Source organism: Microcoleus vaginatus PCC 9802, from assembly GCA_022701275.1.
Classification (GTDB): domain Bacteria; phylum Cyanobacteriota; class Cyanobacteriia; order Cyanobacteriales; family Microcoleaceae; genus Microcoleus; species Microcoleus vaginatus_A.
In genome coordinates this window covers 2,657,152-2,675,685 of sequence record CP031740.1, presented here as the reverse complement: position 1 = coordinate 2,675,685, position 18,534 = coordinate 2,657,152, and the positions used below count along the sequence as shown (strand labels likewise).

At 43.5% G+C, this 18,534-nt stretch carries 8 protein-coding genes and 1 pseudogene; 7 read left to right on the top strand and 2 right to left on the bottom strand.

The window, feature by feature from the left end:
• Positions 1-315 precede the first annotated feature (315 nt).
• The 4 genes from D0A34_10840 to D0A34_10825 all read left to right on the top strand — a co-directional run bounded on the left by D0A34_10840 (position 316) and on the right by D0A34_10825 (position 8,235).
• Positions 316-5,016 (top strand): PAS domain S-box protein, encoded by a 4,701-nt coding sequence (locus tag D0A34_10840; protein UNU19301.1) that lies wholly within the window; start codon positions 316-318, stop codon positions 5,014-5,016.
• Entirely contained in the window at positions 4,982-7,009 is a 2,028-nt protein-coding gene (locus D0A34_10835) for a response regulator (protein ID UNU19300.1), read from the top strand. Before D0A34_10840 ends, D0A34_10835 begins: the two co-directional genes overlap by 35 nt.
• Positions 6,988-7,173, top strand: a complete 186-nt coding sequence (locus D0A34_10830; protein UNU19299.1) for a hypothetical protein — start codon at positions 6,988-6,990, stop codon at positions 7,171-7,173. Before D0A34_10835 ends, D0A34_10830 begins: the two co-directional genes overlap by 22 nt.
• Before the next feature lie 171 nt (positions 7,174-7,344).
• Positions 7,345-8,235 carry an alpha/beta hydrolase gene (locus D0A34_10825; GenBank protein ID UNU19298.1) on the top strand — a complete coding sequence of 297 codons (891 nt, stop codon included), beginning with the start codon at positions 7,345-7,347 and terminating at the stop codon, positions 8,233-8,235.
• Positions 8,236-8,379: 144 nt separating this feature from the next.
• Here D0A34_10825 and D0A34_10820 read toward each other — a convergent pair whose 3' ends face one another.
• Entirely contained in the window at positions 8,380-8,661 is a 282-nt protein-coding gene (locus tag D0A34_10820; protein ID UNU19297.1) for a hypothetical protein, read from the bottom strand.
• A gap of 135 nt (positions 8,662-8,796) precedes the next feature.
• Positions 8,797-9,681 carry a Cof-type HAD-IIB family hydrolase gene (locus tag D0A34_10815; GenBank protein UNU19296.1) on the bottom strand — a complete coding sequence of 295 codons (885 nt, stop codon included), beginning with the start codon at positions 9,679-9,681 and terminating at the stop codon, positions 8,797-8,799.
• A 356-nt stretch (positions 9,682-10,037) separates the two neighbouring features.
• Here D0A34_10815 and D0A34_10810 point away from each other — a divergent pair.
• The 3 genes and pseudogenes from D0A34_10810 to D0A34_10800 all read left to right on the top strand — a co-directional run bounded on the left by D0A34_10810 (position 10,038) and on the right by D0A34_10800 (position 18,412).
• Positions 10,038-15,567 (top strand): annotated as a pseudogene (locus D0A34_10810) (GAF domain-containing protein).
• Between the two features lie 48 nt (positions 15,568-15,615).
• Entirely contained in the window at positions 15,616-17,028 is a 1,413-nt protein-coding gene (locus D0A34_10805) for a response regulator (protein UNU19295.1), read from the top strand.
• Between the two features lie 163 nt (positions 17,029-17,191).
• Positions 17,192-18,412 carry a DUF1624 domain-containing protein gene (locus D0A34_10800; protein UNU19294.1) on the top strand — a complete coding sequence of 407 codons (1,221 nt, stop codon included), beginning with the start codon at positions 17,192-17,194 and terminating at the stop codon, positions 18,410-18,412.
• The last annotated feature ends 122 nt before the right edge of the window (positions 18,413-18,534 follow it).

Below are 18,534 nucleotides of genomic sequence, written 5' to 3'. Positions count from 1 at the left end.
TGCTTTGGTCGGGAGGGCCTAAGCGATGATTGTTTTTAGGCAAACTTAATTGGGAAAGCAAATAAGGGGATTTTTGTGATCCATTAAATATAATTACAATACGGTTAACTTTACTTGGTAACTTAAGACTAGCAACTAATAAGTTGAAAGTAGAGAAGGTGCGTTATTTGATGAACTAATATCTAAAATTACTTTTTTTGTTGCTGAGCAAAAAAATATTTAATCAAGAATAATTATGACCGGGAAGGAATCGCTAAACTTATTAAATCATCAACCTGCTGCTAGCACTACAAAAATCACAATAGTCAGACAAAAATGATATTAAATAAAGAAAATATTCACATTTTAATTATTGATGATCAGCCCCAAAACCTGCGGTTTATATCAAGCATATTAACGAAAGAAGGGTATAAAGTTCAGCGGGCGATTTCGGGAGAAATGGTGGTTAATGCTAATTTAACCGTCCTCCCAGACTTAATTTTGCTGGATATTGCCATGCCCAAAATGAACGGCTATGAAGTGTGCGCCAGACTGAAAGCTAACGAAAAAACTAGGGAGATTCCGGTTATTTTCTGGAGCGTTTTTGATGAAACTTTTTACAAAGTCAAAGCTTTTGAAGTCGGCGGTGTTGACTACATTACTAAGCCTTTTCAAGTGGAAGAAATTTTAGTGCGGATCGAAAGTCAATTGACTATACAACAGCTATCAAAACAATTAAAACAGCAGAATGCCCAACTGCAACAAGAGGTAGAATTTCGCAAGCGAACAGAACAATCACTCCGGGAAAGCAAAGCACGGTTGCAGAAATTGGCAGTCAATATACCGGGAGTTCTTTATCAATTTATAAAGAAGGCCGATGGAAGTTTCAAGTTTGAATATATTAGTTATGCTTGTCGGGAGATTTACGAATTAGAGAGTGAGGAAATATTAAAAAATCCCGAATTTTGCTTCTCTCAAAATCATCCAGATGACCAAGATTATCTGGTCAAAAAAATTGCTACTAGCGCCAAAACTTTAGAACCTTTTGCCTTTGAATGGCGGATTATTACACCGTCGGGTAAACTCAAATGGCTGCAATCTAATTCTCGGCCAGAAATACGCGATAATCACGATATTGTTTGGTATGGCGTAGTTTTTGATATCAGCGAGCGCAAGCACGCAGAAATAGAAATGGCTGGAGCTAAAGCTGCTTTAGAACGGCAAGTTCAACGAGAATTGTTAATTGCAAAAATAACTCAAGAAATTCGCTCAAGCTTGCAGCCAGAACAAATATTTCAAATAGCTGCAACTCAAATCGGTCTGGCATTCTGCGCCAATCGTTGTTTGATTCATACTTACGTTACTACCCCCCAAGTCGATATCCCTCTGGCGGCGGAGTATCTGGAACCCGAGTGCGAATCTATTTGGAACGTACCCATTCCAATTTGGGGCAATCCTCACGTCATACAAATGATGATACAAGATCTGGCGATCGCCTCCAACAATGTTTACTCAGACCCTCTTTTGCAAGCTGTTCAACCGATTTGCCACCAGGTTGGGTTGAAATCGATGCTGGCAATTCGCACCTCCTACCAAGGCAGGGCAAACGGCGCTATCTGTTTGCACCAGTGCGATCGCTACCGGGAATGGACATCCGATGAAATCGACTTGTTAGAAGCTGTGGCGGCTCAAGTAGGGATTGCGATGGCTCAAGCTCAACTGATCGATCGAGAAAAAAACCGGCTTGAGCAGCTCGATCGGCAAAATAAAGTGCTGCAAGCAGAAATTCGCACCCGCATCTGCGCTGAGCAAGCTCTGCAAGAATCTGAAGCAGAATTGCGGGCTATTTTTGCCGCCATGACTGACACAGTTTTAGTGAGAAATGCAGAAGGGCGCTGCATCAAAATCGCTCCGACAGCATCAACGAATTTGGTGAAGCCTCCAAGCGAAATGATTAACAAAACCGTCCACGAAGTCTTGCCGGAACCTGTGGCCGATTTGGTATTAAATGCCATCCAACAAGTTCTAAGTACGGAACAAAGCATGAATGTTGAATATAGCTTTAGACTCGGAGAGCGTGAAGTTTGCCTCGACGCTAAAGTTTCTCCGCTTACTCCAGATTCAGTAATTATTGTAGCGCGAGATATTAGCGTTCGCAAACAAACAGAATCTGCACTCAGAGAAAGCCAGCACTTCATTCAAGCGATCGCCGATTCCAATCCCAACCTATTGTACGTTTACGATGTAATTGAACGCCGGAATGTCTACAGCAACCGACAACTTTGGACGATGCTCGGATACACCGCCCGAGAAATACAAGATCTGGGTACAGCAATGATGTCAACGCTGATAAACCCCGAGGATTGGCCAGCTTTTTTTGAAAATATCCAAAAATTGCAGCGAGCCAAAGACGGCGAGATCATTCAATTTCAATACCGAATGAAACACAAAAACGGTGAATGGCGGTGGATGCACAGTTGGGATACAGTATTTCTCAGAACAACTGATGGTAAACCCAAACAAATTCTCGGCACCGCTAATGACATCACAAACCGCAAATTAGCCGAAGAGAAACTGCTAGCATCGCAGCAAAGAATCTCGTTTTTATTGCAGCAAACGCCGATCGCAGTTATCGAGTTAAACCTCAATTTAGAAATTATCACTTGGAACCCCGCGGCCGTTGCTATTTTTGGCTACAGCGAGCAAGAAGCGATTGGTCGAGTCGCCTCCGATTTGATCGTACCTGAAAGCTACCACCCGCAATTATCTGAGATTTTCAATCACGGCTTGAACGCCAAATCCAGTGGCACTTCCGAAAATCTGACCAAAGACGGCAGAATTATCATCTGCGAGTGGTACAATACTCAGCTAATTGACGATAACGGTACAGCCATCGGCATTGCTTTAATGGCTGTAGATATTACCGAACGCAAGCAGGCAGAAACCGAACTGCAAGAAAGTGCTTTACGACAAAGAGCGATCGCCCGCATCATTGAAAGAATGCGGCAGACTTTAGATATCCGAGAAATTTTTTACGCCACAACCCGAGAATTGCGCCAAACCATGAAGTGCGATCGAGTCGCCATTTACCGTTTCAATCCAGACTGGAGCGGCGAATTTGTAGCCGAATCCCGTGACCACAAGTGGGTTTCTTTCATCCAAGAACAGGAACTCGATTCTCACTTTACTGAAGGCGCTTTAGACAGCGAACGTTGCGTTGTCAAAGAATTAGATAGCCCCTCACAAGAAGTACGCGATACCTATTTGCAAGAAACCCAAGGCGGAGTTTTCAGCCGAGGTATAACTTACCTTTGTGCCCCAGACATTTACAAGCAAGGATTCGATATTTGTTACATCCATTTGCTAGAAAAATTTCAAGCTAAATCCTACATTATTGTGCCAATTTTCTGCGGGAAAACGCTCTGGGGATTACTAGCATCCTATCAAAATTCAGCTCCCCGCCAGTGGAGCGAAGCTGAAATCAACGTTGTAGTTGATGTAAGCACTCAGCTAGGAGTAGCATTACAGCAAGCGGAATTGCTCGCCCGTACTCAAAGGCAGTCAATGGAACTGATTAAATCCAAAGAAAACGCCGAAGTTGCCAACCGCGCCAAAAGCCAATTTCTCGCTTCGATGAGCCACGAACTCCGCACACCTCTCAACGCCATTCTCGGTTTTTCCCAAGTCATGGCCCGCAACAGTTCTATCACGGAAGAACAAAAAGAATACATAGAAATTATTAACCGCAGCGGCGAACATTTGCTGGAACTCATCAATGATGTTTTGTCAATGTCCAAAATAGAATCCGGTCAAATTACTATCAATCCCAGTCGCTTTAATCTATACAACCTTCTCAACAGTCTCAAAGAAATGCTGCAACTAAAAGCAAACTCAAAAGGTTTGCACCTAATTTTTGAAAATGCCGAGGATTTGCCGCAGTACATTCAAACAGACGAAGCTAAATTGCGGCAAGTTTTAATTAACCTCCTCGGCAATGCGATTAAATTTACTCAACAGGGAACCGTTACTTTGCGCGTCAGCAGCCAAGCTGAAAAAGACGCCACCGAAGAAAACAAATCCCTATTGTCTTTTGAAATTGCCGATACGGGGCCCGGCATTTCTCCCTTGGAACTTTCCACATTATTTAAGCCCTTTGTACAAACCGAAACTGGTCGAAACTCCATGCAGGGAACTGGTCTGGGGTTGCCGATCAGCCAACAGTTTGTCCGGATTATGGGAGGTGATATTGCTGTTGAAAGTCAACTCGGTCAAGGCACAAGTTTCAGCTTTAATATCTGGGTTAACTTAGTAACAGAAAGTGATGAACAAGAAAAATTACCGATTAAACAAGTTATTGCTTTAGAAGCCGGACAAGAAACTTATCGGATATTAATAGTTGAAGATGTAGCAGAAAATCGCCAACTGCTGCTTAAGCTGCTGGTACCCCTGGGATTTGAAGTCCGGGAAGCAACAAACGGTCAAGAAGCAATTGCTTTGCATTCAACTTGGAAGCCGCACTTGATATTAATGGATATGCTGATGCCCGTGATGGATGGGTATGAAGCGACAAGACAGATCAAAAAAACTCTAGAAGGTAGAGAAACAATAATTATTGCCCTGACTGCCAGTGCTTTTGACGAGCAGCGGCAAATAATTTTGTCGGCTGGTTGTAACGATTTGATCTGTAAACCGTTTCGGGAAGAGGTACTCTTTGAAAAGATAGCGCATCACCTCAACCTGCGTTATATTTATGAGAAAGAAAACTTATCTACTTCTTTTTCAACACCGACGCTGCTTAAAAGTTTGACCACCGAAGATTTGAGTGTAATGCCCACAGACTGGGTGGTCGAGTTGCACCGAGCAGCACTTTGTGTAGATGACCAGCGCATCCTCGAACTGATCGAGGAAATTCCCGAAACTGAGGCAAATCTCGCTAACGCTTTAACAGATTTAGTCGATAATTTTCGGATAGATATCATTATCGATTTAACTCAATTATATTATGATGAACGACCATCCATTACCAGCGACTCCTAAAGACATTCTGATCGTTGACGATATGCCGGATAATTTGCGACTTTTATCCACTATGCTGACATCTTACGGGTATCATGTCAGGAAGGCTATTAACGGACACTTGGCTCTGCAAGGGGCGCAAATATCTCCTCCCGACCTAATTTTACTAGATATTAATATGCCGCAAATGAACGGGTATGAAGTTTGTGAGCAGTTAAAGTTAAGCGAAAAAACTAAAGATATTCCGGTAATTTTTATTAGTGCGCTAGATGACGTGCTGGAAAAAGTTAAAGCTTTTCAAGTAGGAGGAGTGGATTATATTACTAAACCGTTTCAAGTAGAAGAAGTCTTAGCCCGCGTCCAAAACCAACTTTCCCTTCGTTCGCTGCAAGCCAAACTGCAACTGCAAGCTAGGGAACTGCACGATCGCAATTCTAGATTGCAGGAAGAAATCGCAGAACGTCAGCGGGCTGAAGAATCAATCCGGTTTTTGCTGGAAACTACGCGGGCGATCGGCGAAGCTGTAGACTTTCACTCAGCTTTAGAAGTAATTCTGCACCATGTTGGCGAAACAATCGGATGGGATGTAGGAGAAGCTTGGATTCCCGATGCAGAAGGAAGTGTGCTGCAATCTGCCCGGGGCTGGTATGCGAGCAACCCGATGATGGAATCGTTCCGCAGGCAAAGCGAAAAACTGACCTTTGCCATGAATATAGGGCTACCCGGACGAGTTTGGGCATCCAAGCAACCGGAATGGGTAGAAGATATTTCCCGGGGCTACCCCCATTTTCTCCGAAGTCAAATAGCACTAGAACTTGGATTCAAAGCTGGTTTTGGCGTACCGATTTTGGTAGGCGATGAAGTATTGGCGGTGCTAGTTTTCTTTAAAATGTCCTCTTGTCGGAAAGACGCACGATTTATAGACGTTTTTAATGCAGTCGGCACTCAATTAGGTTCTTTAATTCAGCGCAAACAAGCAGAAGAATTGCTGCGTATCGCTCAAGAAAAATATCACAGCATTGTAGAAAATGCGATGGAAGGCATTTTTCAAAGCACGCCTTCAGGAGGCTATCTCAGCGCTAATCCAGCTTTGGCAAAATTGTACGGTTACGACTCGCCAGAAGAACTCATGTCTGAGATTAAAAATATTGCTCAGCAACTGTACGTTGACCCAGAACGCCGCCTCGAATTTGTGGCTGCTATGGATGCTGAAAATGCCGTTTCGGGATTTGAATCTATGGTATGTCGCAAAGACGGGCGGCGGATTTGGGTGTCAGAAAATGTCCGGGCTGTTCGAGATTCAAAAGGTGAGCTGATCTACTATGAGGGTACTGTTTCGGACATTACCGAGCGCAAATTAGCGCAAGAAGCGCTAAAAGTTCAACAACAACAAAGCGAGAAGTTGCTGTTAAATATTTTACCAAAACCCATCGCAGAACGCTTGAAGGCAGAGCAAAGCACGATCGCCGACAGTTTTGCCCAAGTAAGTGTTTTATTTGCTGATATTGTGGGCTTTACTGAACTGTCGGCGAGAATGTCTCCCACCGAGTTGGTAAAGCGCTTGAACGTAATTTTTTCGCACTTCGACCAGTTAGCTGAAAAGTACGGGGTGGAGAAAATTAAGACTATTGGCGATGCTTACATGGTAGTCGGGGGATTGCCTACCCCCAGACAGGATCACGCCGAGGCGATCGCCCAAATGGCCTTGGGAATGCAGGCAAAAATAGCAAAGTTGTGCGCCGAGACAGGGGAAAAACTGGCAATTCGCGTTGGCATCAATTCCGGGCCGGTGGTTGCGGGAGTAATTGGTGTGAGCAAGTTCACTTATGATTTGTGGGGAGATACTGTGAATGTAGCGGCGAGGATGGAAGCTACGGGTTTTGCAGGCAGAATTCAAGTTACTGATGTTACTTATGAGCTTTTGAAAGATAAGTATTTGTTTGAGAGGCGAGGCGTAATTCCGGTCAAAGGTAAGGGGAATATGATGACTTATTGGTTGCTAGAAAAAAACTAAAAATTGGGAAGGAAGAAGGAAGAAGGAAGAAGGAAGAAGGAAGAAGGAAGAAGGAAGAAGGAAGAAGGAAGAAGGAAGAAGGAAGAAGGAAGAAGGAAGAAGGAAGAAGGAAGTTCGGCAACGGATTATGTAACGGATGTAACGGATGTCAGGAGGAAGAATGAAGGAAGTTTATATGTTTATTTAACCTGATATCTTGCACCATTCTCAAGAACGGGCTAGAAGCCCGTTCCACTATTTGTTCAATGTTCTTGTGGCCCGTTGCTCCGATGCCGCCCTTAGAGGGATTGTGCTGGTATGATCAAAGAAGTTAACGAAAATTTACATTAAGAGCCGTGACAGCACAACAGCTAGTATCTGCAACGAGTTTTGAAAAGCTAATTTGGACTTGGAAAGGTCACAAAATCCAATATACCGTCCAAGGAACCGGCCGCCCTCTGATCTTGATTCACGGATTTGGCGCTTCGATCGGACATTGGCGGCAAAATATCCCCCCACTAGCGGCCGGCGGCTATCGCGTATTTGCTCTGGACTTGCTGGGATTCGGTGCTTCCGCCAAACCACCCCTCGATTACACTCTGGAATTGTGGGAAGAATTGCTGACTGATTTCTGGGCGGATCTTGTACAGGAACCGGCTGTATTTGTCGGGAATTCGATCGGCGCTTTGCTGAGTTTGATGGTAGTCGCCAACCATCCAGAAATATCAGCCGGCGCAGTCTTAATCAACTGTGCTGGCGGACTCAACCACCGGCCCGACGAACTGAATTTCCCGCTGCGAGTAGTGATGGGGACTTTTACTAAATTAGTTCGATCGCCCCTGATCGGCCCATTTGTATTCAACAACATCCGCCAAAAACACCGCATCCGCAACACCCTGCGCCAAGTTTACGGGAACCGCGAAGCCATCACCGACGAACTCGTAGAACTCCTCCACGCCCCCTCCTGCGAACCGGGAGCTCAACAGGTGTTTGCCTCGATTCTCACAGCCCCTCCAGGCCCTCAACCTTCAGAACTGCTGCCCAAAGTCGATCGTCCGTTATTGGTACTTTGGGGCGCAGACGACCCCTGGACGCCAATCGCCGGCAGCCAGATTTATCAACAATTGGCCGCCAACGATAAACCAGTGAAATTTGTCTCAATTCCCAACACAGGCCACTGTCCCCACGACGAGCGGCCGAGTGAAGTCAACGCTCTGATTTTGGACTGGCTGCTGGAATTGAAGTAAAATTTTTCTGCTCAATCCAATCGCGGGCGAGCGACAAAAACCCCTGCATTACACAGGTTCAGCCTCGCTCCACCGCATCGGCACCCCGGCAGCAGCCGACTAACAAAACAATTTTTGGAAAAAGTATTGACACAATTTCCTGAGTCAGCTATATTGATGGACGTGTGAGGAGCGAACCAGTAAGAGCACCGAGACGAAACACGGCCAGTCGTCGGTGCTCTTTCTGTTGGAACCCATTTTTAAGAGTTTGAAATTATCTATAAATTCACATCCAGAAGATCTGTAAGCCCGCCCCGCTTTCTTCATTTCTTCCTTCGGTTTCTTAGCGTCTTCGCGGTTCGTTAAATAAATATTCTGATGTTGCAAAAAAAGTAATTGACTGCACTTGATATCGAAAAATCCGAAAGTGTGGATTTTTTTAATCATCAAAATTTGATTGCATAGAACTCAAAACTAGAGAGTTATATAATAATAAATTGTCGCTGGGTCGGGGCGGGTTGATATACATTTTTTCCAAATCTCGCCGCTAAACCCGCCCCTGCGGTATTGGTGCTACAAATATCAACGATCGGCCAAAACAAATTGTTCGATCGCAGCCGCCACTCCGTCTTCCTCCACATCAGGTGCCACCCAATCAGCAGCAGCCTTCACCGCATCAGGAGCATTGCCCATTGCCACGCCCACACCCGCGTAGGCAATCATTTCTACATCATTAAAATTGTCGCCGATGGCCATCACATTCGCCGCTTGCAAACCCAAAAGTTCCTCGGCTAAATACTGCACGGCATCTCCCTTATTCGCCAAAGGATGCGTAGCTTCAAAAAAAGTAGCAACGGATCGAGTCAAATAAAGCTCCGCAGGCGTGTAGCGCTGCCGCATACTGCTGAGCAAGCCGTCGAGTACCCCCGGATTCTCGCACAATGCCAAAACTTTCGTCGGTTCGCCCGGAAGATCTCGCCGCAAATCTTTAATCACCATTGGTTCAATGCCCGATCGTTCGGCATAAATTCGGGTAGCTGCGGTAATTTCCGGCACGTAAAGTTGATCCTCAATGTAGAAATGGATCGAAAGGAGCGGTCGCAAATGCGGTTCTTCAAAAGAATCTAACAGTTGCAGAGCAGTTTGTTTCGACAGCGGCAAGTGCCGCAGCCGTTTTTGAGTAGCGTGATCTTGAATCCATGCACCCTGGTAGCAAATCAGTGGCAATGTTGAGCCGATGTCGCGGTGAAAACGCAAAGCTGAGCGGTACATCCTGCCCGTAGCGACGGCTACTTTCACTCCCCGCGACTCGGCAGCCAAAATTATTGCCTGCTTGACTGGTTCTCGGATGGTATTTGACAAACCTGCGATCGTGCCGTCTATATCCACTACCAGCAATTGAATGTCTGCGGTGCCAAAAGGGCGATCGGTCGCATTAGCTGGATTTGAGGCAGTTATATTCTGCATGATTTTTTTAGATTTTAGCTGTTGATTTGCACACACCCGTTTATTTTGGCACTGGCGGGATAGCAAAAGGCAACTTCAGATTTTTTGAAGACTAAAATATAGATAAGTAAATAAGCGACAAAAAAAGTATCTAGGAGAACTCTTTAGGGAGGGTTTTAGCTCAGCTATATCATAGTAGCCAGTTTACTGCCGTAAAAACCACACTCGATCGCGATGTGTATTTCCACTTACTTAATAATACTTGTGGCAAAAAAGAATGCAACTGTAGGTCTGAACCAAAACCTTATGTCATCAATCATTCCCAATCTAACATTTAAAATTGTATAACCAGATATTTCAAATTAGCCGCAAATATCATGATTTCTATCCCTGGATACCGCATTGACGAAGAACTTTATACAAACCCTCACACAGTTATTTATCGAGGGATGCAGCTTGAGGAACAAAAACCCGTTATCCTCAAAACTCTCACGCCCCCATACCCTACCCCAGCGCAAATATCCCAACTCCTCCACGAATCCGAAATTATTAAAAATTTGAGTTTGCCCGGAATAGTCAAGCTTTACAAAATAGAAACATACAATCACTTTCCTGTTTTAGTTTTAGAAGATTTTGGTGGCATTTCCCTAAAAGACTTTCTCAGGAACAACCAGCTAGAGTTACAACAATTTTTGCATATTGCCATCAAACTAGCAGAAACTATTGGGCAACTCCATGAACACCACATTATCCACAAAGATATTAAACCCAGCAATATTATTGTCAATATCGAGACAGGAGATGTCAAAATTGCTGATTTTGCGATCGCCTCCCTGCTACCGGGCGAAAACCCCGCCCCCAGCCATCCCCATTTACTCGAGGGCACTCTCGCCTATATGTCTCCTGAACAAACGGGGACGCATGAATCGGGCGATCGACTACCGCACTGATTTTTATTCTTTAGGCGTCACCTTTTATGAAATGCTTTGTGGCGAATTGCCTTTTCAGGCGATCGATCCCATGGAATTAGTACACTGCCATATTGCCAAAACGCCAGTTTCTCCTTGTGAAAACAGAAAGCAAAAAGTAGAAAGCAGAAGCATCGAAGGCAGAATCAATCAAGTAGGAACCAAAGAGATTCCTCAAGTCGTTTCCGATATCGCCATAAAACTCTTAGCAAAAACAGCCGAAGACAGGTATCAAAGTGCTTTCGGACTTTTGTACGACTTGGAAAATTGTCTCGCTCAACTGCAAACAACAGGCAAAATTTCCCACCTAACCCTCGGCGAACAAGATCAGTCAAGTCACCTGCAAATTTCGCAAAAATTTTACGGGCGAGAAGCAGAAGTTAATATGCTTCTCAGTATTTTCCAGCGGATGAGGCGAGGCCATACAGAAATCGTGCTGATTTCTGGTGGCGCAGGTGTGGGAAAATCCTCGTTAGTATATGAAGTTTACAAGCCGATTCGGCAGGAAAACGGGTATTTTATTGACAGCAAATTTGAGGAATTTAAGCGCGATATTCCCTACGCTTTTTTGCTCCAAGCTTTTCAAGATTTGTTACGGCAAATTTTTACAGAAAATGCCGCACAAATCCATGTTTGGAAACAAAAAATTTTAAAAGCACTCGGCGGCAACTGCCAAGTAATTATTGAAGCTATTCCCGAAGTAGAACTGATTGTCGGGCCGCAGCCCCCCGTGCCCGATTTAGGAGCAAATGAATCTCAAAATCGCTTTAATTTAGTATTTCAAAACTTCATCCGCGTCTTTGCTCAAAAAGAACACCCCCTAGTAATTTTCCTGGACGACTTGCAGTGGGTCGATTCAGCATCTCTCAAGTTAATAGAACTGGTAGCAACTGACCTGGGAACTCAATATTTATTAATAATTGGAGCTTATAGAGAGCAGGAAGTAGATGCAAATCATCCTCTAATGCTGACCGCCGAAGCAATTAAAAAAGCAGGCGGCACTGTAAGTGCGATCGCCCTTTCGCCTTTAGATATAAGCAGCGTCAACCAATTCGTTGCCGATACTTTGAATTGCGCCCCAGAAAAATCCCTAAGTTTAGCAGAATTGCTTTTTCAAAAAACGGGTGGAAATCCATTCTTTTTAACTCAATTAATAAAATTTCTTAACTCAAAAAGTTTGATCCAATTTAAATTTTCACCCTCGGCTAATTTGGTCGAGCTAGCTGAACCAAACCTTTCTGACTTAGCCCAACCAATCTCAGAGCGTATTGTAAAAAAATGCCAAATCCCAGGCGAGTGGCAGTGGGATATCGAACAAATACAAGAAATGGCAATAACTGACAATGTTGTCGAATTAATGATAAATAACATTCAAAAACTTTCACATAATACGCAGGAACTGCTCAAATTAGCCGCTTGTATCGGTAACACATTTGATTTAGAAATTCTCTCGCTCATCGCCGAAAAACCTCTGGCGTCGCCAGCAACAGACCTCGGTGAGGCACTTCAGTCCGGTCTGATTTTGCTCGTGAATAACGCCTACAAAATTCCGATCGCACTAGCAGCAAGCACAGAAATAACAGACACAATATCTAGAGACTTTACCGATGACTTGTCTCTACCCGTGGCTGATGTTCCTAGGGCAACTTACAAATTTTTGCATGAGCGAGTTCAGCAAGCAGCTTATGCTTTAATATCCGATTATCAGAAACAAGAAACCCATCTTAAAATAGGTCAAATTCTGCTACAAAACGCACCGCCCGAGCAATTAGAAGAGCATATTTTTGATACCGTAAATCAACTAAATTTAGCAAAACCCATAATCAGCAGCAAATTAGAAAAATTTCAATTATGCCAATTAAATTTAATGGCAGGTCGCAAAGCAAAAGCAAGTGCAGCTTACGAACTCGCCCTCAAGTATTTAACCGCAGGTATTGAACTGCTTCCCCCCGAAAGTTGGCAAACTGACTACGACTTGACTCTTGCACTGTACGAGTCAGCAGCAGAAGCTGCTTACCTCAATACCGACTTTGAACCAATGGAAAAATGGGCGGAAATTGTTCTGCAACACGCAAAAAATGAACTAGACAAAATCAAAGTTTTTGAAATCAGAATCATAGCTTGTGCGATGCAAACCAAACTCCAAGAATCTGTAAAAATTGGTCGCGAAGCACTAAAAATGTTAGGAATAAACTTTCCCGAATCGCCGATTCCCCTCCACATTCAGCAAGCGCTGGCTAAAACCGCCGCTTATTTAACAGACAAAAAAATAGAAAATTTAATTAACTTGCCAATTATGACCAATCCGCACAAATTAGCAACGATGCGTGTGCTTTCCAGTATGTTTTCAGCTACATTTATAGTTGAACCTGTGCTGCTGCCGCTGATTGTGTGCGAGCAAGTTAATTTATCTCTAAACTACGGAAACTCTGCTTTTTCGGCCTTCGGATATGCTCATTACGGAGCAATTTTAAAAGGAATAGTTAGAGATATTGAATCGGGCGATCGCTTCGGTCAATTAGCTTTAAATTTGAGCGATAGATTAAATGCGTTAGAATTCAAAAGCAAAACGCTTAATTTAGTAGCATTCATTTTGATGAACGGCAAGCATCACGTTAAAGACTCTTTGTCGCTATTAGAGGACGCCTATCAAAGTGCGCTACAAAATGGGGATTTAGAATGTGTCGGATATTCAGCCGTAAATATTTGTCAGTCTTTGTATTTCATCGGTCAAGACTTGCCACAACTGGAACGGAGAATGGTAAGTTACAACCATTTGCTGTTTCAACTCAAGCAAGAAACTGTATTAACTTGGAATCAAATATATCGAAAAACTATTTGGCAATTGATGGGAAAATTGGAAAGTGCACACCTTATATTAGGTGAAGAATACAGCGAAAAAAAATTGTTGTCGCTGCTGTTGAAAGCTAATGATCGGGTGGGACTACAGCACTTTTATGTGCAAAAATTAATACTAGCGTATTTATTTGAAGATACCGCTACAGCGCTAGAAAATGCAGCGCAAGCCGCAGTATATTTAGACGGAGTTGCAGGCTTTATTAATGTTTCTGAATACCAGTTTTACGATTCTCTAGCCCGCCTAGCAGCCTATCCATCTGCAACAGACGAGGAACAAGAAGAGCATATTTTTTGCGCTGTCAGTAATAGGAAAAAACTTCAACAAAAAGCGCTTTTGGCGCCCATGAATCTTCAGCACAAATGCGACTTAATTACAGCCGAAAAAGCACGTGTGTTGGGGGATATTGTGAGAGCAATGGAATACTACGATCGCGCAATTGAAGGAGCGCAAAAAAACGGATACATACAAGTACAAGCACTAGCAGCAGAATTGGCAGGAGCATTTTATCTATCCATAGGACGAGAAAAAACTTCTAAAACTTACTTGACAGAAGCGCGTTATTGCTATCAGCGCTGGGGAGCAACAGCCAAAGCAGCGCATTTAGAATCGAAATACTCGCACTTACTAACTTCAGGCTCGATTTCAACTAATATTGAAACTCACAAATCTACCAGCAGTGCTTCCACTACGAACGACAGTGCAGGCGTGCTAGACTTGACCACGGCCGTTAAAGCATCGCAAACCTTAGCCGGCGAAATAGTTCTAGACAAACTGCTGGCAAAAATGATGAAAATTGTTATTGAAAATGCCGGGGCGCAAAGAGGTTTTTTAATACTAGAAAAAGAGGGTCAATGGGTGATTGAAGCATCAGGATCGGTAGATGTCGAGCGCGTTGCTGTCATGCAATCAATTCCTATAGATTTTGTAGCCGACGATCAAGAAGTAACTTTGCTGGCAGTTGCAGTTGTGAATTACGTCGCCCGCACCCAGGAAAGTATAGTTTTAAATGATGCCAGCCGCGAAGGACAATTTACTCGCACACCCTATATAATGGCCGTTCAACCTAAATCAATTCTTTGCACTCCCTTAATTAATCAAAGCCAACTCACTGGCATTCTATATTTAGAAAACAATCTGACTACAGGCGCTTTTACACAAGACAGGTTAGAAATATTAAAACTGCTGTCTTCTCAAATTTCTATCTCCATCGAAAATGCCCAACTTTACGCCAACTTGCACCAATTCAATCAGAATCTCGAAAATTTAGTACAGCAGCGTACCTCCGAGCTCTCCCAAACTTTAGAAGACTTAAAATCGGCTCAAAATAAACTGGTAGAGTCGGAAAAAATGGCTGCCCTCGGCGGGTTGGTTGCAGGTGTTGCCCACGAAATCAATACTCCCATCGGGATCGGCATCACCGCCGCCTCCTTGCTTGCTGAAAAAGCCACAAAGTTTTTTGAGGTTTACAGTAACGGCCAAATAAAACGTTCCGAGTTAGAAAAGTTTCTGGATACCGCCATGCAAAGCAGTAATATGATCTTATCTAACCTCACGCGGGCAGCCGACTTGATTCACAGTTTTAAAGAAGTAGCTGTAGATCAGTCGAGCGAGTTAAAACGCACGTTTAATGTTAAAAACTATCTAGAGGAAATTTTGACCTCCTTAACAGCCCAACTAAAAAGAACTAAGCATAAAATAGAGATTAAGTGTGATGAAAACATTGTAGTGGACAGTTACCCCGGCGTAGTGTGTCAAATTGTGACAAATCTGGTGTTGAATTCCCTAATTCACGCCTACGACGGAGAAGACGAAGGCGTTCTGGCTTTTGATTTCAAACTAGAGGGCGATCGGCTAATATTTGAATATGCCGATAACGGCAAAGGAATTGACCCAGAAAATCTCAGTAAAATTTTTGAACCGTTTTTTACCACCAAAAGAGGTCAGGGAGGCACGGGATTGGGACTGCACATTATTTATAACCTTGTTACTCAAAAACTAAAAGGCACAATTAACTGCACAAGTCAAGTAAATAAAGGCACAAAATTTATGATTGAATTTCCCGCTAAAATGAGCAATTAGTTATTAGACCGCCAACATAGATATAAGTTTTATATAGGAGAACGATATATGTCAGAAGCTAGTAAAAACCTGTTGGCTGTTGGTGAGGACGAATTAATCGCCGCGGGCGACGATGAATTAATATTTGCCGAGGAAGACGAGGTGGAACAAAAACCGCTAGAAGAAAGTTGGAAAATATTAATTGTAGATGATGAAATAGAAATTCACAATATTACTAAGCTAGCGTTAAACGATTTTAAATTTGAAGGAAAAAGTATAACCTTTATCAGCGCTTACTCAGGAAAAGAAGCTAAAGAAATAATCCAAGATAACTACGACATAGCATTGATTTTACTCGATGTAGTTATGGAAACAGAAGAAGCCGGCTTGGAAGTAGTTAAATACATCCGCGATATTTTAAATAATCAAGTAGTGCGGATTATTTTACGCACTGGACAGCCGGGGCAAGTACCAGAAGATGTGGTAATTGTCAGCTACGATATCAATGATTACAAAACCAAAACAGAACTTACTAACAAAAAATTATTTACCACAGTAGTCACCGCACTGAGAGCATTTAGATCACTCAATCAAATCGAATCCAGCAAAAGCGAACTAGAAAAAATTGCAGCCGCATCAGCCCGCTTTGTACCCCGTGAATTTTTGAAATTTCTCAAAAGAGAAAGCATCGTTGATGCCAGACTAGGAGACTCTGTACAAGCAGAAATGACAATTATGTTTGCCGACATTCGCTCATTTACAAGTCTGTCAGAAAGTATGTCTCCCCGAGAAAACTTTGAATTTCTTAACTCTTACTTAAGCCGAGTTGGCCCAGTTATCCGCGAGTACAACGGTTTTATAGATAAATACATTGGTGACGGGATTATGGCTTTGTTTCCTAACAGGGCTGAAGATGCTGTGCAAGCAGCAATTGAGATGCAGAAGCAAGTGAAAATTTATAACAGACACAGGCAAAACAGTGGCTATCAACCTATTTCGATAGGGATTGGCTTGCATACGGGGACTTTAATGTTAGGTACGATTGGCGAAGCGGAACGAATGGAAAGTACGGTGATTTCTGATGCCGTTAATTTAGCTTCCCGCGTGGAAGGATTGACAAAGCTTTATGGGGTGGCTATTGTAGCTAGCGTCCAAACCCTTTGCCGCATAGACGATCCTCAACATTACAAGTGCCGGTTTCTCGATCGCGTTCAAGTAAAAGGAAAACAAACACCAGTTGCTGTATTTGAAATTTACGATGGCGACTCGCCGACAATGATCGAACTAAAAGCACAAACCCAAACTTATTTTGAACAGGGAATTTTTTTTCACTACCAGCAGCAATTCGCGCAAGCAAGGCAAATGTTTCTGCGCGTCTTGCAAGTCAACAAGTATGATAAGGCAGCAGCTTTTTATGCAGAACGCTGCGAGATGTTGATGAAGAATGCAGTCATTATGACTCTGGAAGGGATAGAGATATAGGTAATGGGGAATCGGGAATCGGGAAGTGGGCATAGCGAATGGGGTATAGGGCATAGGGCATGGGGAATTGGGAATTGGGCCGAAAAGAATTAGGAAATAGGCATCAGCTAAGATAGTGAACATTGAACAGTGAACAGTGAACAGTGAACAAACAACTTAATTTATGCGCTTCAAATCCCTTGATGTTTTTCGCGGAATTGCGATCGCCTCCATGATTCTAGTCAACAACCCCGGTAGTTGGGAACAGGTGTATCCACCGCTAGATCACGCAGAATGGCACGGCTGCACCCCGACAGACTTAATATTTCCGTTTTTCTTGTTCATCGTTGGCTGCGCGATGTCTTTCTCCCTGTCTAAATATACTCAAAATTATCCACAAACCGGAATAGAAACCTCAAAAATTACACAAACAAAAGAAAAATCAGAATCCGCCAAAAACCCTCTTCCTTCTTCCTTATTCCTTCTTCCTTATTCAAATATTTACTGGCGAATTGCGCGCCGCGCCGCGATTCTATTTATATTAGGATTGCTGCTAAATACATCTTCGATCGCCCTTGACGTACTTCTCAACAGCGCCCCAGTGGAAAACTTCGGTAAAATCCGCATCATGGGAGTATTGCAGCGCATCGGCTTAGCTTATTTCATTAGTGCGATCGCCATTATCAACCTTTCCCCCCGCAATCAAAAACTGCTCGCTGTTGCGGTACTTTTGGGCTATTGGGCTGCCTTAACCGTATTTGCTGTAGGGGGGTACACTGCCGGTGAACTCACGCCAGAAGGAAATTTAGGAGGATATGTCGATCGGCTAATTCTCGGTAGCCAACACCTGTACAAAGGTGGCCCCTTCGACCCCGAAGGATTGTTGAGTACCTTACCCGCAGTTGTCACAGTCCTGATCGGCTACTTTACAGGAGAATGGCTCCGCGTCCAGCCAATCAAAACCCGCACCAGTATCAACTTAGCAATCTGCGGCCTCAGTTGCGTGGTAATCGGCCGTTTGTGGGGATTTTTATTTCCGATCAACAAACAACTTTGGACGAGTTCTTATGTAGTTTTTACTGCTGGTTGGGCCTTGCTATTGCTAGCAACTTGCTACGAAACAATTGAAGTGCGGGATTGGAAATGGGGGCGACCGTGTGAAATCATGGGATTGAATGCTATTTTCCTGTTTGTTGCTTCCGGTATTGTCGCCAGAATTCTTCTAAAAACCCATATCTATACTGGTCAAAATGCTTCAACAACCTACACTTGGATTTATGAAAACTGGTTTGTGCCGTGGGCGGGGCCGCTGAATGGTTCCCTAGCATTTGCCGTGACTGCAGTCTTATTTTGGTGGTTAATTTTGTATGGAATGTACCGAGGTGGTTGGGCGATAAAAATTTGAGTGGTTTGGTATGTAGTGGATATAACTCTTTTCTGGGTAGCGCCCGATCTACTTGAAAAGGCTTTGGGTATTGTCGATGAATACCACGGCAAAACTCGGGCTGACTATATTGTTTAATTACG